Source organism: Variovorax sp. CCNWLW235 (genome assembly GCF_037204085.1).
In the GTDB taxonomy this organism is placed as follows: Bacteria; Pseudomonadota; Gammaproteobacteria; order Burkholderiales; family Burkholderiaceae_C; genus Variovorax.
On record NZ_JBBCBW010000019.1, the window covers coordinates 77,120 to 102,695 of the forward strand.

The window sequence follows — 25,576 nt, forward strand, 5'->3', positions numbered from 1 at the left end:
GATTATCGAACGACAGGTGAGCGTGGAGCATTGTGGGCAGGGCGCCGTCTTCCTAAAGTCGGTTCCCATGCATCGCTCCATTGCCACCGTTTCTCTCAGCGGCACGCTTCGCCAGAAGCTCGAAGCCGTTTCGGCCGCGGGCTTTGACGGCATCGAACTGTTCGAGAGCGACTTCGTCAACTTCAAGGGCAGTGCCGGCGAGCTCGGCCGCATTGCCGCCGACCTTGGCCTTTCGATCGACCTGTACCAGCCGTTCCGCGATTTCGAGGCCATGCCCGAGGCGCAGTTCCGGCGCAGCCTGGAGCGCGCCGAACGCAAGTTCGACCTGATGGAGGCGATGGGCGCGCCGATGATGCTGTGCTGCTCGAACACATCGCCGCTCGCCATCGATGACCGGGTACTTGCTGCGGCCCAGCTGCACGAACTGGCGGAGCGCGCCGCGCGTCGCAACCTGCGCGTGGGTTTCGAGGCCCTGGCCTGGGGCCGCTTCACTTCGCTCTACGGCCAGGCCTGGAGCATCGTGCGCGAGGCCGATCATCCGAACCTCGGCTTGATCCTGGACAGCTTTCACACGCTGTCGCTGAAGGACGATCCCGCGGGCATCGCCCGCATTCCGGGCGACAAGATCTTCTTTTTGCAGATGGCCGATGCGCCGCTGCTTTCGATGGACGTGCTGCAGTGGGCCCGCCATCACCGTTCGTTTCCGGGGCAGGGCGACCTTGCCGTGATCGGGTTCTTCGAGCAGGTGCTGCGCGCGGGCTACACGGGGCCGCTGTCGCTTGAGATCTTCAACGACATCTTCCGCGAGACGCCCAACCGCCGCACCGCGGTGGATGCGATGCGCTCGCTGCTGTATCTCGAAAGCGAGGCGCAGCGGCGCCTTGCAGCGGCGGCCGATACCGCGGCTGCGCCCGTGCCGCCGCAGCGCGTCGAGCTTTTCAGCCCGCCGCCCGTGCCGGCGCTGTCGGGCCTGTCGTTCATCGAGTTCGCGGCCGACGAAAGCTCGGCCGGCACGCTCGGCGCATTGCTCGGGCAACTCGGCTTCCGCCGCGTCGGCCGGCACCGCTCCAAGGCCGTGGTGCTGTACCGGCAGGGTGAGATCAACATGATCGTCAACGCGCAGCCGGATTCGTTCGCGCGCAGCCGCTTCGAAGCGCACGGCACCTCGGTGTGCGCGCTGGGCGTGCGCTGCGCCGACCCGCTGGCCGCGGTCGATCGCGCCACCGCCATGCGATCGCAGCGGCACGACAGTCCCGTCGGCCCCAACGAATTGCGCGTGCCCGCCATCGTGGCACCAGGCGGCAACCTCATTCACTTCGTGTCGGAAGCATTGGGCGCCAATGGCCTGTACGAGGCGGATTTCATCCTCGAAGAAGATGCATCCGAAGCCGGCGGCGCCGGCCTGACGCAGATCGACCACGTGGCCCTTGGCCTGGCGGTGGACCAGCTCGACACCTGGGTGCTGTTCACGCGCGCCGTGCTGGGGCTGGAGCCGGGCGAAAGCCTGGAGCTGGCCGATCCGTTCGGGCTCATTCGAAGCCGCGGCGTGGCCGACGCGGCGCGGAGCGTGCGGCTGGTGCTCAACGTGTCGCTGAGCCAGCGCACCCGCACCGCGCGCACGCTGAGCGTGACGGGCGGCGGCGCGGTGCACCACATTGCCTTGCGCTGCAAAGACATCTTCGAAAGCGTGGAGCGGCTGCGCGCCAACGGCACGCGCTTCGTGCCCATTTCAGGCAACTACTACGACGACCTGGCGACCCGCATCGACCTCGACCCGGCGCTCTTGGCACGCATGCGTGCGGCGGGGGTGCTGTTCGACCGCTCGGCGGCCGGCGACTACCTGCACATCTACACCGAGAGCATCGAAGGCGGGCTCTTCTTCGAACTGGCACAACGCACCGCGGGCTACGACGCCTACGGTGCCCTCAATGCACCCGCGCGCATGGCATCGCAGGCGCAGGAATAAGTTTTTCTAGTCAACCCCGGAGACAAACCATGGCAAACACCGCGGCCCAAGAGCCGAAAGGCAAGCACCAGTCGAAGAAGGCCACAGCCAGCGGCTGGATCGGCTCAGCGCTGGAGTACTACGACTTCTTCATCTACGCCACCGCCGCGGCGTTGATCTTTCCGCAGATATTCTTTCCCAAGGGCGATCCGCAGATCGCGATCATCGCGTCGCTTGCGACCTACGGCGTGGGTTATGTCGCACGGCCGATCGGCGCACTGCTGCTGGGCCACTGGGGTGACACGCACGGCCGCAAGACCGTGCTGATTCTCTGCATGTTCCTGATGGGCTTTTCGACCATTTCCGTCGGCCTGCTGCCGACCTATGACCAAGTCGGCCTGTGGGCACCCGCCATGCTGGTGGTGCTGCGCCTGATCCAGGGCTTTGCGGTGGCCGGCGAGATTTCGGGCGCGAGCTCGATGATTCTGGAGCACGCGCCGTTCGGGCGCCGCGGCTTCTTTGCGAGCTTTACGCTGCAGGGCGTGCAGGCCGGCCAGATCATGGCGGCCGCCGTGTTCCTGCCGCTCGCGCACTACATGGACAAGGACGCCTTCAACTCCTGGGGCTGGCGCATTCCGTTCCTGCTGAGCTTCATCGTCATCGTGGCCGGCTACATCATCCGCAAGGAAGTTGACGAGACGCCCGCCTTCACCGAAGTGGAGAAGAGCGCAACCGTGCCCAAGGCGCCGGTGATCCAGGCCGTGACCGAGAGCTGGGGCGACATGCTGCGCGTGCTGCTGTGCTCGCTGATGAACGTGATTCCGGTGGTTGCCACCATCTTCGGCGCGGCCTATGCGGTGCAGCCGGGCTACGGCATCAATTTCGAGAAAGACCTCTACCTCTGGATTCCGGTGATGGGCAACATCCTGGCCGTGATCGTGATCCCGTTCGTGGGCAACCTGTCGGACAAGGTCGGCCGCCGCCTGCCTATCGTCGTCGGTGCGCTCGGATCGGGCCTGCTGTCGTTCGGCTACTTGTACGCCATCAGCATCCACAACGTGCCGCTTGCCATCGTGATGTCGCTCTTGATGTGGGGCGTGGTCTACCAGGGCTACAACGCCGTGTTCCCGAGCTTCTATCCGGAGATGTTCCCCACGCGCACCCGGGTCTCGGGCATGGCGATTTCGCAGAACATCGGCACCGCCATCACCGCGCTGCTGCCGGCGCTGTTTGTTGCCGTTGCGCCGCCCGGTGCCGCCAACATCCCGCTCACCGTGGGTGCCATCACGCTGGCGATCTGCGCCATTGCCGCCGTCTCGGCCTGGAGCGCCCGCGAAACCTATCGCGTGCACATGAACGACCTGGGCAAGCGCGATGCAATTCCGGTCGACAAGCCCGAATACGACCGGCTGCGCGAAGAGACGCTGGTGAACGCACGCATGGCCAAGGCAGCCGCCTGAATCCCCAGGGCCGCCTGAAGACCTTGCGCGCACCAAGGGAGTCGGACGCCATGAAGAATGGCGGCCATGACCTCCCATCTGAAGATCGATTTTGTTTCCGATGTCTCTTGCCCCTGGTGCGCCGTCGGCCTGGGTTCGCTCGAGGCGGCGCTCCGGCGCCTGGCGCCGGACGTCACGGCCGAGCTGCATTTCCAGCCCTTCGAGCTGAACCCGCAGATGCCGGCCGAAGGGCAGGACACCTTCGAGCACCTGAACCAGAAATACGGTTCCACGCGTGAACAGCAGGCGCAGGCACGCGAGATGATTCGCCAGCGCGGGGCCGAGGTGGGCTTCGAGTTCAGCCCCGAAGGCCGTCCCCGCATCTACAACACCTTCAACGCCCACCGGCTGCTGCACTGGGCCGAGCTCGAAAGCCCGGCCAAGCAGGCGGCACTGAAGAAGCTGCTGCTCAAGGCCTACTTCACCGACCGGCAAAACCCGTCGGACCCCGAGGTGCTGGTGCACGCGGCCACGGAGGCCGGGCTCGATGCGGCGCGTGCGCGCGAAATCCTGGCAAGCGATGAGTTCGCCCGCGAAACCCGCGAGCGCGAACGCATGTACACCGATGCCGGCATCCACTCGGTGCCCGCGATCATCATCAACGATCAGCACCTGATTTCGGGTGGGCAGCCGGTCGAGGTGTTCGAGCGGGCGCTGCGTCAGATTGCAGGTGCGCAGCCCAGCACGGTGGTCACGGCCTGAGCTGGCGCCGGGCGTCGACAGGCGCGTGCTGCGCCATCAGCTCGGCCACCCAATCGATGAACACGCGCAGCTTGGCGCTGACGTGCCGGTTCGGCGGAAACGCGACGTAGAGCGGCATCGAATCGAGCTGCCAGCCGTCGAAAAGCCGCACCAGCTCGCCGCCCGCCAGGTGCGCCTTGGCCATGTAGTCCGGCAGCCAGAGAATTCCCAGCCCGGCAAGCCCGGCCGTGAGATAGGCATTGCCGTCGTCCACCGACAGCATGTAGCGGCCTTGCACCTCGATGCGCTCTTCGCCCAGCCACATGGCATACGGAAAGGTCTTGCCGCTGCGCGACCATAGGAAGCCGACGATGCGGTGGTGCGTGTCTTCCAGCTCGCGCGGGTGCTGCGGCGCGCCGGCAAGTTCCAGGTAGCGCGGGGCCGCATAGACGCCCAGCTGCAGGTCGCCCACGCGGCGCGCCATCAGCGATCGGTCGGTGAGCTCGCCGCCGCGCACCACGCAATCCACGTTGTCGCCGATCACATCCACTGTGCGGTCGCTCACGCCCATGTCGAGCTGGATGTCCGGGTAGCGCGCATAAAACGCCGGCAATGCCGGCACCAGGATCATGCGGGCCAGGGGGCTCGGCACGTCCACCCGAAGATGGCCGCGCGGCAGCGCCGAGGCGCTCGAGAGGCTGGTCTCGGCATCGTCCATGTCGGCCAGCAGGCGCACCACGCGCTCGTAGTAGGCGGCACCATCGGCCGTGACGCTGAGCTTGCGCGTGGTGCGGTTGAGCAGCTTGACGCGCAGCCTTGCCTCGAGCTGCTGCACCAGCTGCGTCACCGTGGTCTTGCTCATGCTCAGCGTGTCGGCCGCCTTGGTAAAGCTGCCTGCTTCCACCACGCGCGCGAATGCCTGCATCGCATCGAAGCGGTCCATGTCTGTTCCTGCTGGTTCGAAGATTGTTTGAGTTTGCCAAACAATGATTGTTGGCTTTGCCTGTTTATCCGACGAGCCGGGTTCCCTAGAGTCCCTGCATCGTGATGACGGGCCGGCGACGGCTCATTCGAGAAAAAAGGAAGCAATCCATGGCTCAACGCGACGTCGTTTTTCCGCCCGGGCGCCAGGCGCTTTATGAAAAGAACCGCTATTCGCCGGCCGTCCGGTCCAACGGCTTCCTGTTCGTTTCAGGCCAGGTCGGCAGCCGCCCCGACGGCTCGCCGGAACCCGACCTGGAAGCGCAGGTTCGGCTTGCCTTCGAGAACCTGAACGCCATCCTGGCGGCCGCGGGCTGCACGTTCGACGACGTGGTCGATGTGACCGTCTTCGTCGTCGACCCGGAAGCGAACTTCGAAAAGATCTGGAAGGTGGTGCCGGAGTACTGGGGCAATGCGCCGCACCCGACGCTCACCGGCATAGGCGTGACGTGGCTCTATGGCTTCAAGTTCGAGATCAAGGTGATTGCGAAGCTTCCTGAAGCCTGATGCGATGGCCAGGACTCCCTGGCTTTCAGCTCAAGCGGCAACGGCCGAGAAAAGCCCGCGCCCCAGGTCGCGCGCGGCTTCCAGTTGAGCGGTGCCGTCCGGCCGGTCGGACTCAAGCAGGAACTCCGACGTCACCACGCGTGCGCCGCAGTAGCCGAAGATGCCATGGTCGATCTGCGTCTTCATCGCGTCGAAGTAGCCATGCCGGTCGTAGGTTCCGGGGTCGGCGCCGCCAATGGCGACGAGGTGCACCGGCAAGTGGCCGAGGCGCTTGACGAGCTTGCCGTCGCGCTCGTCATAGGCCCATCCGTTCGCGAACACGCGGTCGATCCAGCCCTTCAGCAGCCCCGGGAAGGACCACCAGTACACCGGATACACCAGCACAAGCGCATCGGCGCGGTCGATTCTTTGCTGTTCACGCGTCACGTCGGCATCGGGCGGCGCCTGCTTCCTGTGAGAGGCATGGTCGCCCGCGGTAAAGCGCGGATCGAAACCTTCTGCTGCAAGGTCGGCAATTTCCGCCGTGTGGCCGTCGTCGGCAAGGGCTACGCCTTCCGCGAGCTTGCGCGCCACGTGGTGGGTGAGCGATTCCGGATTCGGGTGGGCGACAACGATGAGCGCATGCATGCGTGACATTCCTTTCATGCTTCTTGAGGTTGAAGAGGGCTGCTACAGTTGCAACCTACGTTTAGTATATTGATTAACCTACCTTTGGTACATAACCATGCCCAAGCACGGGGTTAAAGAGGCACGCGCCACATCAGCCGATACCGATGAGCCCAGGCGCCGCCGCCTCTCGCGGCAAGACCGCTACCGCCAGCTCATCGAAGTGGCGTGGCGCATCGTGCGTGAATCGGGCACCGACGCCTTGACGCTCGGCTCGCTCGCCGAGCAGGCGGGCATCGCCAAGCCGGTGGTGTATGACCATTTCGCGACCCGCAATCGGCTGCTGGCCGCGCTCTACGGCGAGTTCGACATGCAGCAGAACGCGCTGATCGATGCCGCAATCGAGAACAGCGAACCGACCCTGGCCGAACGCGCATCCGTGATTGCCGGCTCGTATGTCGATTGCGTGCTCGCGCAGGGACGCGAGTTGCCCGGCGTGAGCGCGGCGCTGGCGGGCTCGCCTGAACTCGAGAGCCTCAAGCGCGAATCGGAAACGGCCTTTTTGCAGAAGTGCCGCGCGCTGCTGGCACCGTTTGCCCCCGGCAAGGACATCGGCGTGGCCGGGCTGCGCGCCATGCTGGGCGCGGCCGAAGCCCTGTCGTATGCGGCAGCCATGGACGAGATTTCCGCATCGCAGGCCAAGGATGAACTGCTCGAGACCATTCTGGGAATGGTGTCGCGGCAGCAGCGGCCGGCCTCGCGCCGCCCCGCGAACTGACCGGTCTTCTAACCGTTCAGCACAAGCGACTCCTGCGGATATTGCTCGCAGATGAAGTCGACGAACGCGCGCACCTTCGGCGCAGGAAGCCGCCTGGATGTATGGAGCACCCAGAGCGCGACCTCCACGCCCGATACCGTGCCCCACTGAACCAGCTCTCCGCGCGTCAGCTGGTTCCACGCGATGGACTGCGGCATGAGGGCGACGCCCGCGCCGGCGACCGCCGCATCCCGGATCATCAGGAACGAGGAAAGCCTCAGCCTTGGAATCGGCTCGATGACAAGGCGCCCATCGTCGAGCGTCCAGTTCCCGCCTTGAAAGTTTGTTGAAACGATGCCGGGAACGGCGCTGACCTTGCCTGGCTTTGGCACCGACACGGAAGGCGCGGCCACCACCACGAGCCGGTCCTTGGCGAAGCACCGGCCCACCAGGCTGCTGTCGGGGCTGGGATTGATCCGGATCGCGGCGTCGAACTGCTCTTCGACGAGATCGACCAAGCGATCGTCCGCCACCACCTCGCACGTCACCTCAGGGTAGGCCGCGCAGAAGCGGGCGGAGATGTGGCCCATCGCAAGCTGGGAGAACAGCACCGGCGAAGCGATACGCAAGCGCCCGCGCGGCACCGACAAGCCTTCGCGCGCGGAAGTCATCGCGTCGGCCACCTCGTGCATCGGCCCTTCGGTGCGATTCATCAGCAGCTGGCCGGCTTCCGTGAGCTTGAGACCGCGGGCGCTGCGCTCGATGAGCCGCACGCCGAGTTGCTCTTCCAGGTCCGCGATGCGCCGGGACAGCGTCGCCTTCGATCTGCCGCTGGCGCGGCTTGCTTTTCCGAGGCCGCCGTTCGTTGCGACGAGCGCGAAGTCGCTCAGTGCGTTCAGGTCCATGGTGTTTCGAAATTGAGACGAGGTGTCTTTATTTTCTAGTCTTCGTTTTATCAATGCAACGGCCTATCTTCTCCTCATCGCAACTTCGAAACGAGGAAATTGAAATGACCACCACTCAACGTGCTGTGCTGATCCGGGCCTATGGCGGTGCCGCAGAGGTCGCCGAAATCACGAGGCCCGTGGCAGGGCAGGGCCAGGTTCTGGTTCGCGTTCGGGCCGCCGGCGTGAACGGCATCGACTGGAAAGTTCGTGACGGCTTGGTCCAGCAGGCTTTTCCGTTGCAACTGCCCGCGGTGCTGGGTATCGAGCTTGCGGGTGTCGTCGAGGCGGTCGGCCCCGGTGCCTTGCGCTTTCATGTGGGCGACCGCGTCATGGGGCCGCTTGGCGGGCTGGGTGCCTATGCCGACTTCGTGGCGGTCGACGAGGCGAACCTGGTGCGCACGCCGCAAGGGCTGGACGACGTTCATGCGGCCGCCATTCCGGTCGCGGCCGTGGCAGCCTGGCAGAGCTTGCACCATGCGGGGCCGATCGCCGCGGGCCGGCGGATCCTGATCCACGGTGCAGCGGGAGGGCTGGGCGGCTATGCCGTGCAATACGCTAAGCGGGCGGGCGCCGAAGTCTTCGCAACCGCGTCGGCCGCGCACGTCGACCATGTGCGCAGCCTGGGCGCGGACCACGTCATCGACTACCGGGCCCAACGCTTCGAGTCGGTCGCGCAGGACATCGACCTCGTGCTCGACTACGTCGGCGGCGAAGTGCTCGACCGCTCTTGGCAGGTGCTGAAGAAGGAGGGCGCGATTGTCGGCACCTCCTCGCCCGACATCCTTGCGCGCACGCCGCCCGGCCGCCGCGGACTGTGGTTCATGAACAAGCCGGACACAGCCCTGCTGGCACAGCTGGCAGCGGAGGTCGCCCAAGGCTCGCTGGTCTCGAAGCTCGGCGAAGCCGTGGGCTTCGCCGAAATCCCGGCGGCCATCGAACGCAACCGCACCGACTCTCGCATCGGCAAGGTGGTTGCGGACTTCTCGCGTTGATCGATCTTTTTTCCCCTCTGACTCTCTGGAGATTTTCATGAGCATTCTCGTCACCGGTGCCACCGGCACCATCGGTTCCCTCGTCGTCCAAGGCCTGGCCAGCGCCGGCGCCCAAGTCAGCGCATTCGTTCGCACACCCGGAAAGCAAAGCTTCCCGGCGGGAGTCAAGGAGGTCGTCGGCGACCTGACCGACGTGCCCTCATTGCGCGCGGCACTGTCGTCGGTGCGCACGCTGTTTCTGCTCAACGCCGTCACGCCCGACGAAGTGACGCAAGCCCTGGTCGCGCTGAACCTGGCGCGCGAGGCCGGCATCGAGCGCGTTGTCTACCTGTCGGTCATCCATGCGGACAAGTTCACCAACGTGCCGCACTTCACCGGCAAGCACACGGTCGAGCGAATGATCGAAAGCCTCGACATTCCCGCGACCGTCCTTCGGCCCGCCTACTTCATGCAGAACGAGCGCATGGTCCAGCAGGTGATCCAGGGCTACGGCGTCTACCCGATGCCGATCGGCTCCACGGGCGTGGCCATGATCGATGCGCGAGACATTGCGGATGCCGCCGTCGCCGAATTGCTGCGTCGGGACGGGGCGCCCGCGCCGCTGCCGCGCACAACGCTGGAACTCGTCGGGCCCGAGTTGCTGACAGGAGAGTCGGTGGCCAAGATCTGGAGCGCTGCGCTCGGCCGCGACGTGGCTTACGGCGGAGACGACGTGGCCGCCTTCGAAGCGCAGATGGCCGGGCAGGGGCCCTCGTGGCTTGCCTACGACATGCGCCTCATGATGGCCGGGATTCAGAAGTTTGGCATGCACGGTGCAGCCGGAGCAGTGGATCGCCTGCAGGCGGTCATCGGGCGTCCGCTGCGCAAGTACGGCGACTTCGTCAACGAGGCGATTGCTGCGTCGTAGGCTGCCCAAGCCCGGTCAGATAAGCCCTCTGGTCGCCGCCTTCAGCGTCGCTCGCGTCGAGCACTCGAGCTTTCGGCAGTCCAAAGGCAAGCCCAGTTCACAGCACCCCGCATGACTGTGCGCCGCCGCAGCAGAAAGTGAGTCTTCGGGTTGCCCGCAGTTGTTAGCACGCATCGAAAAATGTAAACAAACTGTTCATAGCATTGCTGCGGCATTACATTCTTGTGACCCCCGAGGATGCACATGAAAGTAGATGGCCGAGAGGCGAAGCGTTCGGCAATTTACCTGCCGGTGTCAGCCAAATTTTTGATCGCATTGATCGGGGCGATCGCGTGGATGATTTTTTCGATTTGGGCCGCCGGGCCGTGGCTGGCCGATCTAAAAAGCTACGTAGGAACCGCGTTTGCCATTTTCCTGGTGTATGGCATTGCCATCATTCCGGGGTTCATGAATGCGTTCATGGCAATCAGCCTCATTCTGGATAAAAGGCCGCCGCATCGCCCGCTGTCGGTTTATCCGCCAATATCCATATTGATTGCCGCGTACAACGAAGAAGCTTCCATCGAAGAGACGCTGGTCAGCATTGACCAGCAGAAGTACCCGGGCGAATTGCAGGTCATCGTAATCAATGACGGCTCGGCGGATGGCACTGCGCGGGTGGTTCAGCGTGCCCTCGAGCGATATAGCTGGCTCAGCTTTGTCGACCTGAAAAAGAATGGTGGCAAAGCTCGCGCCCTGAACATCGGGTTCAAGGAGGTTTTGCACGATCTGGTCGTGACCGTCGACGCGGATTCTTTCTTGTACCGCGGCGCGCTCGCCAGCATTGTCGAGCGCTATCACGCCGACCCGCCCAATACGCGCGCGGTTGCCGGAAAAATCTTGGTTCGAAACTCGCGGCAGAACTGGATTACCCGTTGCCAGGAGTGGGACTACTTTCACGGTATTTCTGCAGTCAAGCGAGTGCAGTCGCTGTTCCAGGGCACCCTGGTTGCGCAGGGCGCTTTTTCCGTTTACGACCGGGCCGCGCTGACCGAGGTTGGCGGCTGGCCTGAGTGCGTGGGGGAAGACATTGTGCTCACATGGGCGCTGTTGAATGCCGGGTACAGGGTGGGGCACTGCGAGGACGCGTGCCTCTTCACCAATGTGCCCAGCACGCTCAAGCAACTGGTCAAGCAGCGCCAGCGTTGGGCCCGGGGCATGACGGAAGCCTTTGTCAAACACCCCCGCATTCTTTTCAAGATGCGGCTGTCGACCTTTTTCATTCACTGGAACCTGTTGTTCCCGTGGCTGGACCTGGCATTCACCATCGGCTTCATTCCCGGAATAATATTTGCCTTGTTCGGCTATTACTGGATCGTGGGGCCAATGACCTTGGCGCTGATACCGGCGGCATTTGCGCTGAGTTTCCTGATGTTCTCGATCGAGCGCCGGATGTTCAAGAAAACCGGCCTGGTCGTGCGAAAAAATATTCAAGGGTTTTTTGTCTACGTGCTGCTGTACAGCTTGCTCCTGCAACCCGCCAGCGTGCTCGGCTATCTGGACGAACTGTTCCGAAAGCCCAAGGCCTGGGGCACCAAATGACCAGGGCGCCGGCATATGCAGCGGCCGCCGTTTCAGGCCTTATGGTGTTGAGTGCCTCCTGCCATGCGCAGGAAGAAGCGGCCGAGAGAAAAACTTCCGGCATGGCTTTCGGGACGGAAGCCCTGCTGACCAGTGACAGCGACAACTTCGAATCCCGCCGGGTATCGGTCGAGTTTTTTCCGGCTTTTGAAAACGCCGACCGCTACCTCGGGTTCCGGCTCGGCGACTACAAGTACCAGCAAGACAGCTGGCGAAGAGCGGGAAAAAAGGTCTCGTTCCTCGCGCGTTCAATCGAAACCAGAACGGCCAATGGCGGACAGATGGAGGTCGGCGCGTTCGAGCAGGGCGGCCATACGCTGCTGACGCTCGACGGCAGCTATCGCATTGCGCCGACGAAAAGCACGGCGGTGGAGTTTCTGGTTACGCGCGACTGGGTGGAAACGCCCAAGTCCCTCGACCGAGGAATCGATTTTTCATTCGTCGGTGTTGCGGTCGATCAAGGCTTGGGAAGCCACGTCACGCTGGTGGGGCTGCTGGCACAGCAGTACTTCTCCGACGGCAATCGTCGGGACCACGGGCGCATCCGCTTCATTTACCAACCCTCGCTCGACCTGGGGCTGACCCTGCAAGCGCGCTACCGCACGTACCGCAGCACCCACGAAGATGTGGACAGGGCCTACTTCAATCCGAAGAGCTACAGCGAATCGATGCTGGCGGTCAGCTGGCGGCAGCGCTTCCAGGGCTGGACTGCCGCAGTAACGGCCGGGCTCGGCAACGAGAAGATCAACCACGACCTGAGCCAGCCCACGAGACTGCTGGACGTGAGCCTGCAGAGCCCCGTGAGGGGGTCGCAGGTCTTTCGCTTCAATGCCGGCTACAGCCGCAGCACCACCTTTTCGGGGCCCAGCTACCAGTACCGGTACATACGCGGCGAGTGGATCATCCTTTTCTAGGATGCCGGGGTCGCCTCTTCACCTCGCCTGGTCGCCTCGGCGGTCGGCTTTGCTTTCGCGGTAGTAGCGGGCCTTCTCCTCGTACATTGCGCGGTCCGCGCGCTGCAGGGCCGCGTCGAGCTGGTCGCCGGCCTCGCAGGTTGCCACGCCCATTGCAAGGTTCAGCATCCGTCCGCTCTGCCCGGCGTAGAACTGGTTGTTCAGTTCGACCATGGAGGCAATGCGGTCGCGCATCGCCTCCGCACCGCGCTCGTCCGTCTTGGGGAGGACGACGGCAAATTCGTCGCCGCCGATGCGCGCCGGCCAGCCGGGTTCATCGACGGCCTTGCTCAGCACCTCGCCCACGCGCCTGAGCAGCGCGTCGCCGGCGGCGTGTCCTTCCTCGTCGTTGACGGGCTTCAGGCCGTTCATGTCGATCACCAGCACCGACACCGGCCATGGCCCCTTGCGTGTCAGCCGGTTCACTTCTTCCGTGAAGAAGGTGCGGTTGCGCAGTTGGGTCAGCACGTCGTGCTTGCCCAGGTACTCGAGGTAGGCCTCGGCCTTTTTCCGGGCGGTGATGTCGATGAGCGACACCAGCACCAGGTCCCATGTGGCGAGCTGGTCTTCGAGCACCGCAAACTGCATGTGGATGTTCAGCAGGTCGCCCGTCAGCGCGTAGTTGATCACCTCCCGCTGCTGCAGCATCTTGCCGTTCCAGAGGTCCAGCAGCTGCTCGGCGAAGGAGTCCTGCATCTCGTCGCGGAAGATGTCCGAGAGGTTGTCCAGCAGCATGCCCTTGTCGGCCGCACCGAACATGCGCAGGGTTTCGCGGTTGACGTCGATCACGCGAATCTCGCGCATGCAGCGGGTGACGAACTCCGGGTGCACCTTGATGAAGGTCGTGAAGTCGCTGATGCCGCGTTTTCGTATGTCGTCGAGCAGGACCTTCACCGCGCTGAAGTCTTCCACCCACAAGGAAACGGGCGAGCGTTCGAACAGTTCGCGTGCGTAGCGTTCGCTTTCCAGGCGCAGCTCTTCGGCGCGCACGCGCGCGGTAATGTCGTCGAGCGAAACCAGCACACGGTCCCAGGACGCCTCATGGCCGGGCAGCACCTGCACCCGCACGTGCACGTCGAGCCTGCGGCCGTCGAGCGCATAGTTCACCGTCTGGTTGTCGAAGCAGAGATTTCCACGCCAGAGCTGGTCCAGCTCGTAGATCACGGGCGCGGTCATGTCGTCCCGAAAGACGGTGTCCAGCCGCGAAAGCAGCTCGGCCTGGCTTTGCGCACCAAAGAGGTTGAGTGTGCTCTGGTTGACGCTCAACACCCGCAGTTGCGCCATGCATTCGCTCACCCGGCTCGGCTCGGCGTTCAGGTGGGCCACCAGGTCCACCACGCCCGCGCCGCGCCACGATTCGAACAGCCGGAGCAGCCCGCTGTAGTCTTCGATCCAGAGCGACATGGGCGCAAACTCGAACATCGACTCGTAGTCGGTGGAAGACGGCATGTGCAGCTCCTGGGCGGGTGGGATCTTGCTCCGGATGATGCACCATTTGGTAGTAGGCGTTTTCCAGTCGTTGGACAATGGCCGGGGCACGAAACACAAGGAATTCCGCATGACCACGCTGCAGCAACTTCTAGGTACCGAACTTCCGTTGATCCAGGCGCCCATGGCGGGCATTCAAGGCAGTGCAATGGCCATTGCGGTCAGCAACGAGGGCGGGCTCGGCTCGCTGCCGTGCGCCATGCTGGGCAACGACGCCATCCGCACCGAAATAGCCGCCATCCGCGCGGGCACAGGCAAGCCCTACAACGTCAACTTCTTCTGCCACGTGTCGCCGCAGCCGAGCACCGAGCGCGAGGCGACATGGCGCAACGCGCTGGCGCCGTATTACCGCGAGCACGACATAGATGCGGCCTCCATTCCCACGGGCCCGGGCCGCAACCCGTTCAGCGAAGCGGTGGCCGAGGTGCTGGCCGAGTTCCGTCCGCCGGTGGTGAGTTTTCATTTCGGGCTGCCGCCCGAGCCGCTACTGGCGCAAGTGCGCGGATGGGGTTCGAAGATCCTCGCCTCGGCCACCACGGTCGACGAGGCGCTGTGGCTGGAGGCGCAGGGTGTCGACGCCATCATTGCCCAGGGGCTGGAGGCGGGCGGCCATCGCGGTCACTTTCTCTCGCACGACCTCACGGCGCAGCTCGGCACCTTTGCGTTGCTGCCGCAAGTGGTGCGCGCCGTAAGGCTGCCGGTCATCGCGGCCGGCGGCATTGCCGATGCAAACGGCGTGGCCGCCGCCATGGCGCTTGGCGCCGCGGGGGTGCAAGTCGGCACCGCCTACATGCTCGCGCCCGAAGCCTTCACCAGCGCCTTGCACCGTGCGGCGCTGAAGAGCGATGCAGCGCGCCACACCGCACTCACCAACCTTTTCACCGGCCGCCCGGCGCGCGGCATCATGAACCGGCTGATGCGCGAGCTGGGGCCCATTGCCGCGGTGGCGCCGGAGTTTCCGCTTGCCACTTCAGGCATTGCACCGCTGCGCGCCAAGGCCGAGGCGCAGGGCCGCGGCGATTTTTCACCACTGTGGTCGGGGCAGAACGCGACGGGCTGCCGCGAGCTCCCGTCCGCCGAGATCACCCGAGCGCTGGCGCAGGGCTTTCACCTCACTGCCTAAACCCTCGCCAGACCCATGCCGCAACTCCATCTGCCCTTCAAGTTTCTCGAGCAGCCCTCCAACGCCGGCGTGCGCGAGCCGTGGCTGCTGGTGCTGATGCACGGCGTCGGCAGCAACGAGCAAGACCTGTTCGGCCTTGCGCGGCTCATGCCGCCGCAGTTTCACGTGCTGAGCCTGCGCGCGCCCTATGTGCTGTCGCCCGATGCGTATGCGTGGTTCGAATTCCAGGTGCTGCCCGGCGGCGAGCGGCACATCAATGAAGAGCAGGAGCGCGAAAGCCGCTTTCTCGTCGGCGAGATGATCGCGTCGGCATCGCAGCAGCTCGGCGTGCCGCCGGAACGCGTGGTGGTCGGCGGCTTCAGCCAGGGCGGCATCATGGCGCTGTCGCTGCTGCTGACGCAGCCCGCGAAGGTGCGCGCCGCGATGGTGTGGCACAGCCGCCTGCTGCCGCAGGTGGTGCCGCACATTGCGCCGCCGGAGGCCTTCGAAGGCAAGGCCCTGTGGGTGAGCCACGGCAGCGCCGACAACGTGATTGCGCCAGGCGCCGCACAAGCCACGCGTGAGCTCGCGCGGGGCCTGCCGCTGGCGCTGTCGGGTGCCGACTTTCCCGGTGGGCATGAGATTCGCCCGGCCGAGCTGCAGGGCACGCTGGCTTGGCTTCAGGCGCTCAGCGCCGCGCCGGGTACGCCCCAGCAACAGCCGTAGCATCGGTTTTCGCGCCATCGGCGCGTCACAGGGCGTTACGGGATGAGGAGGGATGACACCGGGAAGGGCCGCCGAACTGGTGCACCATAGCCGTTCGCCTCCCACTGCAATCCTCGCAAAAGGAATATTGCCGACATGTCCGACAGCGACACCTCCGAATACAGGCCGCGCCGCGAGAGCTCGGCCGGCACCGTCATCATCATCGGCCTGCTCGCGATCGCGGCCGCTTTCCTGGGCTGGCGCTGGTACCAGCAGCAACAGCCGCAGCCGCAGTCATTCGAGCCGGCGCCCGTGGCCACCGCGCCGAACGACGGGCCCGCGCCCGCGCCGCCGCCAGCCCCGTTGCCCGAATCGCTGGAGCCCAAGAACCCCATCGATGCGATCGCGCTGCCCGCCTCGGGCCTGCCCACGGTGGCCGATTCCGACACGCGCGTGATGTCGGCGCTGGTCGATCTGCTGGGCAGCAAGAACGTGGCGGAATTCGTGCAGTTCGACGGCGTGGTGCGCCGCTTCGTGGCCACCATCGACAACCTGGCGCGCGAGCAGGCGCCCGCGAGCGCATGGCCGGTGCAGCCCACCAAGCAGCGCTTTGCCACGGAAGGCAAGGGCGATGCCCAGACCATCGCCGCCAACAACGCCGCGCGCTACAAACCCATCGTGCTGTTTGCGGAGTCGGTCGACCCGGCCAAGGCAGCCAAGGCGTATGCGCGGCTCTACCCCCTCTTTCAGAAGGCATATGAAGAGCTTGGCTATCCCGGCCGCTATTTCAACGACCGGCTCATTGCCGTGATCGACCATCTGCTGCAGGCGCCCGAACCCGCCGGCCCGGTGCAGGTCCGGCTCGTCGAGGTCAAGGGCAACGTGTCGTCGCAGCGGCCCTGGGTGCGCTATGAATACGCCGACCCGCAGCTCGAGTCGCTCTCGTCCGGCCAGAAGATCATGGTGCGGGTGGGGCTGGAAAACGAGCGCAAGCTCAAGGCCAGCCTGCGCGGCTTCCGCGAGCAGATTGCCACCGGCGACATGGGGAAGAAGAAGCAGCGCTGACCCATCGGGCCGTAGGCGCGTGCCAATTGCGCGCCGTGTAGGCGCGGGCCGATTGCGCGCGCTGCGGATGCCGTGGATGATTTGCCCTCAAGTTTTCGAGGACAACCGTATGAACCTGATGAGCGTCGACCTCTACCAGAGTGCCACCGATCCCGAGAAGTTTCTGGCATTGCCCGCCGGCACCGACCCCGCCGACCTCATGGGGCCGATGACCTTCGACCGGGACTACGCGCACATCAAGCGCTACCAGGAAGCCTTCGAATTCGATCCGTCCGTCCCTTACGCGGGTGTTAACGCCGCGAAGATCGCGGCGGACATCCTCACCGTGAAGTGGGCGATGTATCAGCGCGAAGGCTAGAGAAGAAGGCCCCCTGATCAGGCCTCTTCGGTTTCCTGGTATTCGCCCACTGGCACGCAGCTGCAGAACAGGTTGCGGTCGCCGTACACGTTGTCGACCCGGCCGATGGGCGGCCAGTACTTGGCCTGCTTGAGCTCGGCCAGCGGAAACGCGCCGAGCTCACGCGAGTAGGGGTGCGACCATTCGGTGCCGAGCAGGCTCGCTGCGGTGTGGGGCGCGTGCTTCAGGGGGTTGTCGTCCTTGGGCCAGACGCCTTCTTCCACCCGGCGGATCTCGCCGCGAATGGCGATCATCGCGTCGACGAAGCGGTCCAGCTCGGCCAGCGGCTCGCTCTCGGTGGGCTCGACCATCAGCGTGCCCGGCACCGGAAAGCTCAGCGTCGGCGCATGAAAGCCGTAGTCGATCAGGCGCTTGGCCACGTCTTCCGCGGTGACGCCGCTGGTGTCCTTGAGCGGGCGCAGGTCCAGGATGCACTCGTGCGCAACGTGGCCGTTGGGGCTTGCGTACAGCGTGGGGTAGTGGTCCTTCAGGCGCGCGCTGATGTAGTTGGCGCTCAAGATGGCGGTTTCGGTTGCGGCCTGCAGGCCCTTGGCGCCCATCATGCGGCAGTACATCCAGCTGATCGGCAGCACCGCCGCATTGCCCAGCGGCGCAGCGGAAACGGCACCGACGCCGTTCGATGCAATGCCGGCCGTCGCATGGCCCGGCAGGTATGGCACCAGGTCTTCCACCACGCACACCGGGCCCACGCCCGGGCCGCCGCCGCCGTGTGGAATGCAGAAGGTCTTGTGCAGGTTCAGGTGGCTCACGTCGCCGCCGAACTCGCCCGGCGCGGCCACGCCGACCAGTGCGTTCATGTTGGCGCCATCGACATACACGCGGCCGCCGTGCTCGTGCACCAGTTCGCAGAGTTCCTTTACGCGGGTTTCGAACACGCCGTGCGTGCTGGGGTAGGTGATCATTACCGCGGCCAGCTTGTCGCTGTGCTTTTCGCAGGCGCGCTTCAGGTCATCCATGTCGACGTTGCCCTGCGCGTCGCACGCCGTCACCACCACCTGCAGGCCGACCATTTGCGCGCTTGCCGGGTTGGTGCCGTGCGCCGACGAGGGAATCAGGCAGATGTTGCGATGGCCCTGGCCCTTGGCCTCATGGAAGGACTTGATCGCCAGCAGGCCCGCGTATTCGCCCTGCGAGCCGGCGTTGGGCTGCAGGCTGATGCCCGCGTAGCCGGTGGCTTCGCAGAGCCATGCGCGCAGCTGCGCGTCGAGCTGCGCATAGCCTTGCTGCTGCTCGGCGGGCGCGAAGGGGTGGATGTTCGCAAACTCGGGCCAGGTGATGGGGATCATCTCGCTGGTCGCGTTGAGCTTCATCGTGCAGCTGCCCAGCGGGATCATGCTGCGGTCGAGCGCCAGGTCCTTGTCGGAGAGGCTGCGGATGTAGCGCAGCATGGCCGTCTCGCTCTTGTGCGTGTTGAACACCGGGTGCGTCAGAAAGGCGCTGGTGCGGCGCAGGTCTTCGGGCAGGCGCGGCGCGGTGTTGGCCAGGTCGTCGAAGCGCGGCATCGGCGTGCCCGCGGGCACGAACAGGGCCCAGAGCGTTTCGATGTCGGCGCGCGTGGTGGTTTCGTCAAGCGAAATGCCCAGGTGCTGCTGCAGCCGCTGGCGCAGGTTGACGCCGGCCGCGGTGGCGCGCTCGATGATCTTCGGCGTGTCGTCGCCCGTGCGGATGGTGAGCGAATCGAAGGCCGTGCCGTTGACCGGCTCGCGGCCCATTTGCGCCAGGCCCTGCGCAAGGATGGCGGTGAGCGCCGCCACGCGCTGCGCGATGCGCGTCAGGCCGTCGGGCCCGTGGTACACGGCGTACATGCTGGCGACGACGGCCGGCAGCACCTGTGCGGTACAGATGTTCGACGTGGCCTTCTCGCGGCGGATGTGCTGTTCGCGCGTCTGCAGCGCAAGGCGGTAGGCGGGCTGGCCGTGCGTGTCGACGCTCACGCCGACCAGGCGGCCCGGCAGCGAACGCTTGAACTCGTCGCGGCAGGCCAGGTAGGCCGCGTGCGGGCCGCCGTTGCACAGCGGCATGCCGAAGCGCTGCGTGGTGCCGCAGACGATGTCGGCGTCCCATTCGCCCGGAGGCGCGAGCAGGGTGAGCGCCAGCAGGTCGGCGGCCACGCAGAAGGCGGCGTCGCACTGGTGCGCATGGCCCGCGAGCGGACGCAGGTCGTGCACGTGGCCGGTGGTGGCGGGGTACTGCGCGAGCACGCCGAAGAATTCGCAGCTCGCCATCAGGTGCGGCAGCGTCTCCGACACGGTGCTTACCTTCACCTCGATGCCCAGCGGCGCGGCGCGCGTCTTGATGACCTCGATGGTCTGCGGGTGGCAGTCGCCCGACACCAGGAACACGTTGCTCTTGCTCTTCACGCTGCGCTTGGCCAGCGTCATTGCCTCGGCGGCGGCCGTGGCTTCGTCGAGCATCGAGGCGTTGGCAATGGCCATGCCCGTCAGGTCGCACACCATGGTCTGGAAGTTGAGCAGGGCTTCCATGCGGCCCTGCGAAATTTCGGCCTGGTAGGGCGTGTAGGCGGTGTACCAGGCGGGGTTCTCGAGCACGTTGCGCAAGATGACGCCCGGCGTGTGCGTGCCGTAGTAGCCCTGGCCGATGAAGCTCTTGAACACCTTGTTCTTCGCCGCGATGGCCTTCAGTTCGGCCAGCGCATCCGCCTCGGTCACCGGCGCGGGCAGCCGCATCGGCTTGGCGCGGCGAATGGCCGCGGGCACGATGCCGTCGATGAGCTCCGCCCGCGTTTCCGAGCCGATCACCGGCAGCATGCGCGCCTCGTCTTCCGCATCGATGCCGATGTGGCGGGCGAGAAATTCTTCGGCGTTCTCTAGTTGTTGCAGGGAAGGCTGGGCGGGAATCGGCATGGCGGTAAAGGCTCGGGGAATGAGGAAGGGCGGCTGAAGAACCCGGCGGATCAGGATTCGGCGGCGAACTTGTCGTAGCTGGCGGCGTCGAGCAGCGCGTCGAGTTGCGCCGGCTCGCTGAGCTTGACCTTGAAGAACCAGCCGGCGGCCAGCGGGTCGGTGTTGGCGAGCGACGGGTCGGCGCGCAGGGCTTCGTTCACTTCGGTGATCTCGCCCGACACGGGCATGAACACGTCGGCCGCGGCCTTGACCGATTCGACGACACCGGCCACTTCACCCTGGGCAAAGGTCTTGCCCACTTCGGGCAGATCGACAAAGACCACGTCGCCCAGCGCGTCCTGCGCGTGAACGGTGATGCCGACAGTGGCCGCGCCGCCTTCGGCCGAGACCCATTCATGGTCCTTGGTGTACTTGATGCTCATGGTGAAAAACTCCTCGTGGAAAAAATGACTGATTCGGGTAGCGCAGAGCCTAGCCGCGGTAGTAGCGGGCCGGCACGAAGGGCAGGGTCGAGACTTCCATCGGCACCGGCTTGCCGCGCACGATGGCCTGCACGCGGGTGCCGGGCTCCGAAAACGCGGTAGCCACATAGCCCATGGCAACGGGGCGGTCGGCCGTCGGGCCGAGCAGGCCGCTGGTCACGATGCCGATGTCCTGGCCTTCGAAAGATTGCAACAATGTGCCGTCGCGTACCGGAATGCGTTCCAGCGCCACAAGGCCGACACGCTTGCGCTTCAGGGTGTCGTGGTCGGTGCGGCCCGCGGCGCCGGCGGTGGCGGCGGCCAGTTGCGCCAGCACCTTGGCCGCGCCCGGAAAACCGCCTTCGCGCGCGCCACCGGTGCGGCGCACCTTCTGGATCGCCCAGTTGAGCGAAGCCTCGACGGGCGTGGTGGTGGTGTCGATGTCGTTGCCGTAAAGGCAGAGCCCGGCTTCAAGCCGCAGCGAATTGCGCGCGCCCAGGCCGATGGGCTTGACCTCGGGCTGCGCCAGCAGCAGGCGGGCGAGGGCGTCCGCATCCTTGCCGGCGACCGAAATCTCGAAGCCGTCTTCGCCCGTGTATCCGCTGCGCGTGGCAAAGGCCGGAATCCCGCCGATCTGCACCGCGCCGCCCGTCATGAACACAAAGCGCTCGATGCCCGGCGACAAGCGGGCCAGCGCCGCGGCGGCCTGCGGGCCTTGCAGTGCGAGCAGTGCGTGGTCGGGCATGGGCTGCACGTCGCAGCGCGCGCCGATCTTCTGCTGGATGTGGGCGAGATCGGCCACCTTGCAGGCGCCGTTCACGATCACGAAGATCGAGCCGTGCCCTTCGTTGAAGAACATCAGGTCGTCGAGGATGCCGCCTTCGTCGTTCAGCAGCAGGCCATAGCGCTGCTTGCCGGGCGCGAGGTCGATCACGTCGACCGGCATCAGGGTTTCGAATGCGGCGGCGGCGTCTGGCCCCACCAGGCGCAACTGGCCCATGTGGGAAATGTCGAACAGGCCGGCCGCGTCGCGCGTGTGCTTGTGCTCGGCCATGAGGCCGGCGGGGTATTGCACGGGCATGGAGTAGCCGGCAAAGGGCACCATGCGGGCGCCCAGTTCCACATGCAGGTCGTGCAGGGGCGTCTTGAGCAATGGGGCGTCGGGTGATGAAGCGGAAGCGGCCACGGGGCACTCCAAAGGGGCAGTCGAACTCCATGGCGCGAGCCATGGGCCACCCCTGCTGTCCGCTTTACCTGAGAGATTCGCCCCACGATCGGGGTTTGCTCCTTCGGTGGGCCGCCGCATCGTCAAGATGCAAGGGCCTCTCTCCAGCAAGGAAACGCCGGCATGCGCCAGCGCCTTGTCAGTCCTTTTGCCTGAGCGTTCGGGGAACCCCTGCGCCTTCGGCGGCCTCGCGTGGCGAAGCTCTCTCCTGACCCTTCGAAGTGTAGTGGATCGCGGAAAGCCTCAGTGCACGGTTTCCGAAGCGGGCGGCAGCAACCTTTCGATACGCTCGCGCAGCGATTCGGCCCGCTCGGCGCCCGCCGCTTTTTCGACTTCGGTGAGCATCAGCGCGGCAATCGTCAGCATGGCGTCGCGGTCGCGGGCTTCGCGCAGTGCATCGCGCATCTGCAGCGCAAACTTGGGGTCGCGCCGCACGAACATGCGCTCGCAAATGTCGAACAGGAACATGCGCGTAGTGGCCAGGGAGCGCTTGCCGTCGAAGTTGTCGGTCGAGGTTTCTACTCGGATGGGCTCGGCCGCAGGAGCCGGAATCGGCGTGTGTGTCGGGCCCGCCGTAACTGGTGCGGCGGTTTTCGGCGCTGCGCCCTGCGCGTCGTGCAGGTATCCGCGGTTCATCAGCGCCCGCAGCGTCTGTTCGGCTTCGTCGCGGCTTGCGAACAGCGGGCTGAAGTCGGTCAGCGAACGCCGGCCGTCGGCCATCAGCAGCAATGCGCGCTCGCGCTGGCTCAGCGTGCGCTGCCCGCCTTGGAGTTCGTCGCGTGCCTTGTCGGTCTTGGTGGGAAACATGGCGCCACAGCTTTCGGAATCGAAGGCTGCAGCATCGTTGCGGCTGGTGACATCTTTGTGAAACGTTTGCCTTACAGGGGCATTTGCCGCATAAAAAAAGGCAGCCCGCGAAGGCTGCCCGTTTTCTCTCTGGTTCTCTCTGGTTTTTGCGCCGCCTGCTACTTGGCGTACACCAGGTCGCGCAGCGCGAGCGATATCCACGGCACGTAGGTAATCACCATCAGGCAGGCCAGGATCACCAGCACGAAGGGAATGAGGTACTTCACGATCCGGTCGAGCGAGATGCGCGCTACCGTGCACGCCGCAAACAGGTTCACGCCGAAGGGCGGGGTGATCATGCCGAGCGCGAGGTTCACCACCATGATGAGCCCGAAGTGAACCGGGTCGACACCGAAGTGCACCGCCACAGGCGCCAGGATGGGCGCGAGCACGATGATGGCCGCGCTGGTCTCGATGAACATGCCGATGACGAAGAGCGCAGCGTTCACGCCCAAGAGGAACATGGTCGGCGACTTCAGCACCTCCTGCAGCCAATGGCCGATGGCGTCGGGCACGCCCGCGCGCGTGATCAGGAAGGCGAACAGGCCCGCGTTGGCGATGATGAACATGATCACCGCCGACGACAGCACCGACTTGCGCAGGATGAGGTAAAGATCCTGGAGCTTGATCTCGCGGTAGATCACCACGCCGACCACCAGCGCATAGAACACCGCCACCGCCGAGGCCTCCGTCGGCGTGAAGATGCCGCCGTAGATGCCGCCCAGAATGATCACCGGCATCAGCAGCGCCCAGCCGGCCTGCCATGTCGCCTTGCCAAAAGACATGCGGCCGTCGCCGTCATTCTTGCCCCAGCCCTTCCACTTGCAATACGCCCAGACGAACAGCATCAGCGCCAGGCTGATGAGAATGCCGGGGCCAAAGCCCGCAATGAACAGCTCGCCGATCGACACCTCGGCGCTCACGCCGTACAGGATCATCGGAATGGAGGGCGGAATGATCACGCCCAGCTCGGCGCTCGTGGCCTGGAGCGCGGCCGCGTACGCGGTGGGATAGCCGTGCTTGATGAGCGCCGGAATCAGGATGGCGCCGATGGCGAAGGTGGTGGCCACCGAAGAGCCCGACACTGCCGCAAAGATCATGCAGGTGAGCACGCAGGTCATGGGCAGGCCGCCCTGCACACCGCCCACGATGCTCTTGGCAAACTCGACCAGCCGGCGCGAGATGCCGCCGGTTTCCATCAGGTTGCCGGCCAGGATGAAGAACGGAATGGCCGCCAGCGGAAACTTGTTGATCGAATTGAACATCTCCTTCACGGAGATGAGCATGTTGACGTTGGCCACCTGAATGCCAAGGATCGATGCGAGCCCGATGGACACCGCCACTGAAACCGACAGTGCAAAACACAGCACCATCGTTGCAACCATTACGGGGGTCATTGCGCGGTCTCCAGTTCGAGCCGCTTGGGATCGAGAAAATTACCAACGATGCCGAAAAGGCAAAAAACGGAACCGACCGGCAGCGCCAGGTACGACCACATCATCGACACGCTTTCGAGCCCGGCCATCGACTGCACGCGCCCGCGCATGGCGTAGTCCCAGCCCCACCACAGAATGACCAGCATCAGCGCCAGTGCCGCGATGCTGACCGCGGCATCGAGCACGCGCTTGACCCGCGGCGGGCTCCAACGGTACAGCACATCCACGCTCACCATCGCGCCTTGCCGGAAAGCCATCGGAATGCCGAGGAACACCATCCAGATCAGGCTCATGCGGATCAGGATCTCGCTCCATTCGGCCGGTTGCTCGAGCACGAAGCGCGTGACGATCTGGAACACGCCCAACCCGGAGGCGATGACCAGCATCACGCAGGCGGCAATCATCGAGAAGCCGGTGGTCCAGCGCTCGATGCCGAGAAATTTTTCTTTCATCTGCAGTCGTGATGTTGAAAACAAAAAAGCCCGCCAGATGGAACTGAGCGGGCGCTCGGTGCTATCAAGAAGATAGCATCATGAAGATCACTTGAAGTCGCGGATCTTGTCGAGGTTGGCCTTGCCGAAGTCCTTTTCGAACTGGGCATTCACCGGCGCCAGTGCGGCCACGAACTTGGTCTTGTCGACGTTGTCGATCACCGTCATGCCCTTGGCGCGCAGGTCGGCCACGCCCTTGGCATCGTCTTCGTCCACGCGTGCGCGATTGGCCTTGGTGCCTTCTTTGGCGGCCTCGAGGAAGGCCTGCTTGTCGGCCGCGCTCAGCTTGTCGAACGACGCCTTGTTCATCACGAAGATGCAGGGCGAGTAGACGTGGCCGGTGAGCGACAGGTGCTTTTGCACCTGGTCGAACTTGGCCGCGATGATGACCGACAGCGGGTTCTCCTGGCCGTCGACCGTGCCCTGCTGCAAGGCCGTGAACACTTCGGGAAAGGCCATCGGCGTGGTGACGATGCCGAAGGTCTTGTAGGCCGCAATGTGCACCGGGTTTTCCATGGTGCGCATCTTCAGGCCCTTGAGGTCTTCCGGCGCCTTCACGTCACGCTTGCTGTTGGTCATGTGGCGGAAGCCGTTCTCGGCCCATGCCAGCGCCTTGAAGCCCTTGGCGTCGAACTTGGTCAGAAGGTCCTGGCCGATGGGGCCGTCGAGCACGGCGCGCGCATGGGCCTTGTCGCGGAACAGGAACGGCACGTCGAGGATCTTCGTCTCCGGCACGAAGTTGGGCACGGGCCCGGTCGAGGAGAGCGCCAGTTCCTGGGTGCCGAGCTGCACAGCCTCGATCGACTCGCGCTCGCCGCCCAACGAGCCGTTGTAGAAGGTCTGGACCTTGTAGCGTCCGCCGGTGCGCTTTTCGACTTCCTTGGCAAAGACGTCGATCGCAACACCCTGGTGCGAGTTCTGCGCGGTCGAAATGCTGATCTTCATGGTGGTCTGCGCGAAGGCGGCGCAAGCCATGCCCATGCCCAGAACCAGGCCGGCGGCCAGTCGGGTCAATTTCATTGTGTTGTCTCCAGAGAAAAGAAGGCGCGAAGAAAAAGCAGAAAAAGCAAACTCCGCGGG

General features: G+C 65.0%; 24 protein-coding genes and 2 riboswitches. Of the genes, 13 read left to right on the forward strand and 11 right to left on the reverse strand.

What is annotated here, in order from left to right:
- The first annotated feature begins 67 nt into the window (after positions 1 to 67).
- Genes V9L21_RS19745 through V9L21_RS19755 form a run of 3 tightly spaced genes read left to right on the forward strand, consistent with a single transcriptional unit; the run spans position 68 to position 4,146 of the window.
- Entirely contained in the window at positions 68 to 1,966 is a 1,899-nt protein-coding gene (locus tag V9L21_RS19745; RefSeq protein WP_337314636.1) for a bifunctional sugar phosphate isomerase/epimerase/4-hydroxyphenylpyruvate dioxygenase family protein, read from the forward strand.
- Positions 1,967 to 1,995: 29 nt separating this feature from the next.
- Positions 1,996 to 3,405 carry an MFS transporter gene (locus V9L21_RS19750; protein WP_337314637.1) on the forward strand — a complete coding sequence of 470 codons (1,410 nt, stop codon included), beginning with the start codon at positions 1,996 to 1,998 and terminating at the stop codon, positions 3,403 to 3,405.
- Between the two features lie 57 nt (positions 3,406 to 3,462).
- Positions 3,463 to 4,146: a DsbA family oxidoreductase gene (locus V9L21_RS19755; protein WP_337314638.1), complete on the forward strand. Its 684-nt coding sequence runs from the start codon at positions 3,463 to 3,465 to the stop codon at positions 4,144 to 4,146.
- Here the strand turns inward: V9L21_RS19755 and V9L21_RS19760 are convergent.
- Positions 4,136 to 5,068 carry a LysR substrate-binding domain-containing protein gene (locus V9L21_RS19760; protein ID WP_337314639.1) on the reverse strand — a complete coding sequence of 311 codons (933 nt, stop codon included), beginning with the start codon at positions 5,066 to 5,068 and terminating at the stop codon, positions 4,136 to 4,138. The two genes, V9L21_RS19755 and V9L21_RS19760, sit on opposite strands and share 11 nt — an antisense overlap.
- A gap of 149 nt (positions 5,069 to 5,217) precedes the next feature.
- On the opposite strand from V9L21_RS19760, the gene V9L21_RS19765 reads away from it, so the two are divergent.
- Positions 5,218 to 5,613, forward strand: a complete 396-nt coding sequence (locus tag V9L21_RS19765) for a RidA family protein (protein WP_337296275.1) — start codon at positions 5,218 to 5,220, stop codon at positions 5,611 to 5,613.
- A gap of 30 nt (positions 5,614 to 5,643) precedes the next feature.
- On the opposite strand, the gene V9L21_RS19770 is transcribed toward V9L21_RS19765, so the two are convergent.
- On the reverse strand, positions 5,644 to 6,240 hold the full coding sequence (locus V9L21_RS19770; protein ID WP_337314640.1) for an NAD(P)H-dependent oxidoreductase: 597 nt from the start codon (positions 6,238 to 6,240) through the stop codon (positions 5,644 to 5,646).
- 97 nt (positions 6,241 to 6,337) lie between these two features.
- Between V9L21_RS19770 and V9L21_RS19775 the strand changes: the two genes are divergently transcribed.
- Positions 6,338 to 6,997, forward strand: a complete 660-nt coding sequence (locus tag V9L21_RS19775) for a TetR/AcrR family transcriptional regulator (RefSeq protein WP_337314641.1) — start codon at positions 6,338 to 6,340, stop codon at positions 6,995 to 6,997.
- 8 nt (positions 6,998 to 7,005) lie between these two features.
- Here V9L21_RS19775 and V9L21_RS19780 read toward each other — a convergent pair whose 3' ends face one another.
- Positions 7,006 to 7,881, reverse strand: coding sequence for a LysR substrate-binding domain-containing protein (locus V9L21_RS19780; RefSeq protein WP_337314642.1), 876 nt, complete (start codon positions 7,879 to 7,881; stop codon positions 7,006 to 7,008).
- 104 nt (positions 7,882 to 7,985) lie between these two features.
- On the opposite strand from V9L21_RS19780, the gene V9L21_RS19785 reads away from it, so the two are divergent.
- From V9L21_RS19785 to V9L21_RS19800, 4 genes are all read left to right on the forward strand, one after another.
- Complete coding sequence (locus V9L21_RS19785; protein WP_337314643.1) at positions 7,986 to 8,915, forward strand: NADP-dependent oxidoreductase; 930 nt, start codon at positions 7,986 to 7,988, stop codon at positions 8,913 to 8,915.
- A gap of 37 nt (positions 8,916 to 8,952) precedes the next feature.
- Positions 8,953 to 9,822 carry an NmrA/HSCARG family protein gene (locus tag V9L21_RS19790; protein ID WP_337314644.1) on the forward strand — a complete coding sequence of 290 codons (870 nt, stop codon included), beginning with the start codon at positions 8,953 to 8,955 and terminating at the stop codon, positions 9,820 to 9,822.
- A gap of 243 nt (positions 9,823 to 10,065) precedes the next feature.
- Positions 10,066 to 11,403: a glycosyltransferase gene (locus V9L21_RS19795; protein WP_337314645.1), complete on the forward strand. Its 1,338-nt coding sequence runs from the start codon at positions 10,066 to 10,068 to the stop codon at positions 11,401 to 11,403.
- Between the two features lie 101 nt (positions 11,404 to 11,504).
- Positions 11,505 to 12,356 (forward strand): hypothetical protein, encoded by an 852-nt coding sequence (locus tag V9L21_RS19800; RefSeq protein WP_337314646.1) that lies wholly within the window; start codon positions 11,505 to 11,507, stop codon positions 12,354 to 12,356.
- A gap of 18 nt (positions 12,357 to 12,374) precedes the next feature.
- Here V9L21_RS19800 and V9L21_RS19805 read toward each other — a convergent pair whose 3' ends face one another.
- Positions 12,375 to 13,844, reverse strand: a complete 1,470-nt coding sequence (locus tag V9L21_RS19805) for a sensor domain-containing diguanylate cyclase (protein ID WP_337314647.1) — start codon at positions 13,842 to 13,844, stop codon at positions 12,375 to 12,377.
- 109 nt (positions 13,845 to 13,953) lie between these two features.
- On the opposite strand from V9L21_RS19805, the gene V9L21_RS19810 reads away from it, so the two are divergent.
- The 4 genes from V9L21_RS19810 (at position 13,954) to V9L21_RS19825 (ending at position 17,113) form a co-directional block, all read left to right on the forward strand.
- On the forward strand, positions 13,954 to 15,006 hold the full coding sequence (locus tag V9L21_RS19810; protein ID WP_337314648.1) for an NAD(P)H-dependent flavin oxidoreductase: 1,053 nt from the start codon (positions 13,954 to 13,956) through the stop codon (positions 15,004 to 15,006).
- Between the two features lie 15 nt (positions 15,007 to 15,021).
- Positions 15,022 to 15,711 carry an alpha/beta hydrolase gene (locus V9L21_RS19815; RefSeq protein ID WP_337314649.1) on the forward strand — a complete coding sequence of 230 codons (690 nt, stop codon included), beginning with the start codon at positions 15,022 to 15,024 and terminating at the stop codon, positions 15,709 to 15,711.
- Positions 15,712 to 15,846: 135 nt separating this feature from the next.
- Positions 15,847 to 16,755, forward strand: coding sequence for a DUF3014 domain-containing protein (locus V9L21_RS19820; RefSeq protein ID WP_337314650.1), 909 nt, complete (start codon positions 15,847 to 15,849; stop codon positions 16,753 to 16,755).
- 109 nt (positions 16,756 to 16,864) lie between these two features.
- Positions 16,865 to 17,113: a hypothetical protein gene (locus V9L21_RS19825; protein ID WP_126746783.1), complete on the forward strand. Its 249-nt coding sequence runs from the start codon at positions 16,865 to 16,867 to the stop codon at positions 17,111 to 17,113.
- A 17-nt stretch (positions 17,114 to 17,130) separates the two neighbouring features.
- Here the strand turns inward: V9L21_RS19825 and gcvP are convergent, their stop codons facing one another.
- The 7 genes from gcvP to V9L21_RS19860 all read right to left on the reverse strand — a co-directional run bounded on the left by gcvP (position 17,131) and on the right by V9L21_RS19860 (position 25,516).
- Complete coding sequence (gene gcvP, locus V9L21_RS19830) at positions 17,131 to 20,037, reverse strand: aminomethyl-transferring glycine dehydrogenase (protein ID WP_337314651.1); 2,907 nt, start codon at positions 20,035 to 20,037, stop codon at positions 17,131 to 17,133.
- 50 nt (positions 20,038 to 20,087) lie between these two features.
- Complete coding sequence (gcvH, locus tag V9L21_RS19835; protein WP_055805573.1) at positions 20,088 to 20,459, reverse strand: glycine cleavage system protein GcvH; 372 nt, start codon at positions 20,457 to 20,459, stop codon at positions 20,088 to 20,090.
- A gap of 49 nt (positions 20,460 to 20,508) precedes the next feature.
- The gene (gcvT, locus tag V9L21_RS19840) at positions 20,509 to 21,684 is read right to left on the reverse strand and encodes a glycine cleavage system aminomethyltransferase GcvT (protein ID WP_337314652.1); all 1,176 of its coding nucleotides are present in this window, start codon (positions 21,682 to 21,684) and stop codon (positions 20,509 to 20,511) included.
- Between the two features lie 45 nt (positions 21,685 to 21,729).
- Positions 21,730 to 21,841, reverse strand: a riboswitch (glycine riboswitch).
- Positions 21,842 to 21,853: 12 nt separating this feature from the next.
- Positions 21,854 to 21,944: riboswitch (glycine riboswitch) on the reverse strand.
- Positions 21,945 to 21,966: 22 nt separating this feature from the next.
- Positions 21,967 to 22,530, reverse strand: a complete 564-nt coding sequence (locus V9L21_RS19845; protein WP_337314653.1) for a hypothetical protein — start codon at positions 22,528 to 22,530, stop codon at positions 21,967 to 21,969.
- A 158-nt stretch (positions 22,531 to 22,688) separates the two neighbouring features.
- Positions 22,689 to 23,966: a TRAP transporter large permease gene (locus tag V9L21_RS19850; RefSeq protein WP_337314654.1), complete on the reverse strand. Its 1,278-nt coding sequence runs from the start codon at positions 23,964 to 23,966 to the stop codon at positions 22,689 to 22,691.
- Entirely contained in the window at positions 23,963 to 24,457 is a 495-nt protein-coding gene (locus V9L21_RS19855; RefSeq protein WP_258507572.1) for a TRAP transporter small permease, read from the reverse strand. Before V9L21_RS19855 ends, V9L21_RS19850 begins: the two co-directional genes overlap by 4 nt.
- An 87-nt stretch (positions 24,458 to 24,544) precedes the next feature.
- The gene (locus V9L21_RS19860) at positions 24,545 to 25,516 is read right to left on the reverse strand and encodes a TRAP transporter substrate-binding protein (RefSeq protein ID WP_337314655.1); all 972 of its coding nucleotides are present in this window, start codon (positions 25,514 to 25,516) and stop codon (positions 24,545 to 24,547) included.
- Positions 25,517 to 25,576: the final 60 nt, after the last annotated feature.

Bases quoted from the DNA above. Each gene is read 5' to 3' on its own strand.
- V9L21_RS19745 (WP_337314636.1), top strand. From the start codon at position 68: ATGCATCGCTCCATTGCCACCGTTTCTCTCAGCGGCACGCTTCGCCAG.
- V9L21_RS19750 (WP_337314637.1), top strand. From the start codon at position 1,996: ATGGCAAACACCGCGGCCCAAGAGCCGAAAGGCAAGCACCAGTCGAAG.
- V9L21_RS19755 (WP_337314638.1), top strand. From the start codon at position 3,463: ATGGCGGCCATGACCTCCCATCTGAAGATCGATTTTGTTTCCGATGTC.
- V9L21_RS19760 (WP_337314639.1), bottom strand. From the start codon at position 5,068: ATGGACCGCTTCGATGCGATGCAGGCATTCGCGCGCGTGGTGGAAGCA.
- V9L21_RS19765 (WP_337296275.1), top strand. From the start codon at position 5,218: ATGGCTCAACGCGACGTCGTTTTTCCGCCCGGGCGCCAGGCGCTTTAT.
- V9L21_RS19770 (WP_337314640.1), bottom strand. From the start codon at position 6,240: ATGCATGCGCTCATCGTTGTCGCCCACCCGAATCCGGAATCGCTCACC.
- V9L21_RS19775 (WP_337314641.1), top strand. From the start codon at position 6,338: ATGCCCAAGCACGGGGTTAAAGAGGCACGCGCCACATCAGCCGATACC.
- V9L21_RS19780 (WP_337314642.1), bottom strand. From the start codon at position 7,881: ATGGACCTGAACGCACTGAGCGACTTCGCGCTCGTCGCAACGAACGGC.
- V9L21_RS19785 (WP_337314643.1), top strand. From the start codon at position 7,986: ATGACCACCACTCAACGTGCTGTGCTGATCCGGGCCTATGGCGGTGCC.
- V9L21_RS19790 (WP_337314644.1), top strand. From the start codon at position 8,953: ATGAGCATTCTCGTCACCGGTGCCACCGGCACCATCGGTTCCCTCGTC.
- V9L21_RS19795 (WP_337314645.1), top strand. From the start codon at position 10,066: ATGAAAGTAGATGGCCGAGAGGCGAAGCGTTCGGCAATTTACCTGCCG.
- V9L21_RS19800 (WP_337314646.1), top strand. From the start codon at position 11,505: ATGGCTTTCGGGACGGAAGCCCTGCTGACCAGTGACAGCGACAACTTC.
- V9L21_RS19805 (WP_337314647.1), bottom strand. From the start codon at position 13,844: ATGCCGTCTTCCACCGACTACGAGTCGATGTTCGAGTTTGCGCCCATG.
- V9L21_RS19810 (WP_337314648.1), top strand. From the start codon at position 13,954: ATGACCACGCTGCAGCAACTTCTAGGTACCGAACTTCCGTTGATCCAG.
- V9L21_RS19815 (WP_337314649.1), top strand. From the start codon at position 15,022: ATGCCGCAACTCCATCTGCCCTTCAAGTTTCTCGAGCAGCCCTCCAAC.
- V9L21_RS19820 (WP_337314650.1), top strand. From the start codon at position 15,847: ATGTCCGACAGCGACACCTCCGAATACAGGCCGCGCCGCGAGAGCTCG.
- V9L21_RS19825 (WP_126746783.1), top strand. From the start codon at position 16,865: ATGAACCTGATGAGCGTCGACCTCTACCAGAGTGCCACCGATCCCGAG.
- gcvP (WP_337314651.1), bottom strand. From the start codon at position 20,037: ATGCCGATTCCCGCCCAGCCTTCCCTGCAACAACTAGAGAACGCCGAA.
- gcvH (WP_055805573.1), bottom strand. From the start codon at position 20,459: ATGAGCATCAAGTACACCAAGGACCATGAATGGGTCTCGGCCGAAGGC.
- V9L21_RS19845 (WP_337314653.1), bottom strand. From the start codon at position 22,530: ATGTTTCCCACCAAGACCGACAAGGCACGCGACGAACTCCAAGGCGGG.
- V9L21_RS19850 (WP_337314654.1), bottom strand. From the start codon at position 23,966: ATGACCCCCGTAATGGTTGCAACGATGGTGCTGTGTTTTGCACTGTCG.
- V9L21_RS19855 (WP_258507572.1), bottom strand. From the start codon at position 24,457: ATGAAAGAAAAATTTCTCGGCATCGAGCGCTGGACCACCGGCTTCTCG.
- V9L21_RS19860 (WP_337314655.1), bottom strand. From the start codon at position 25,516: ATGAAATTGACCCGACTGGCCGCCGGCCTGGTTCTGGGCATGGGCATG.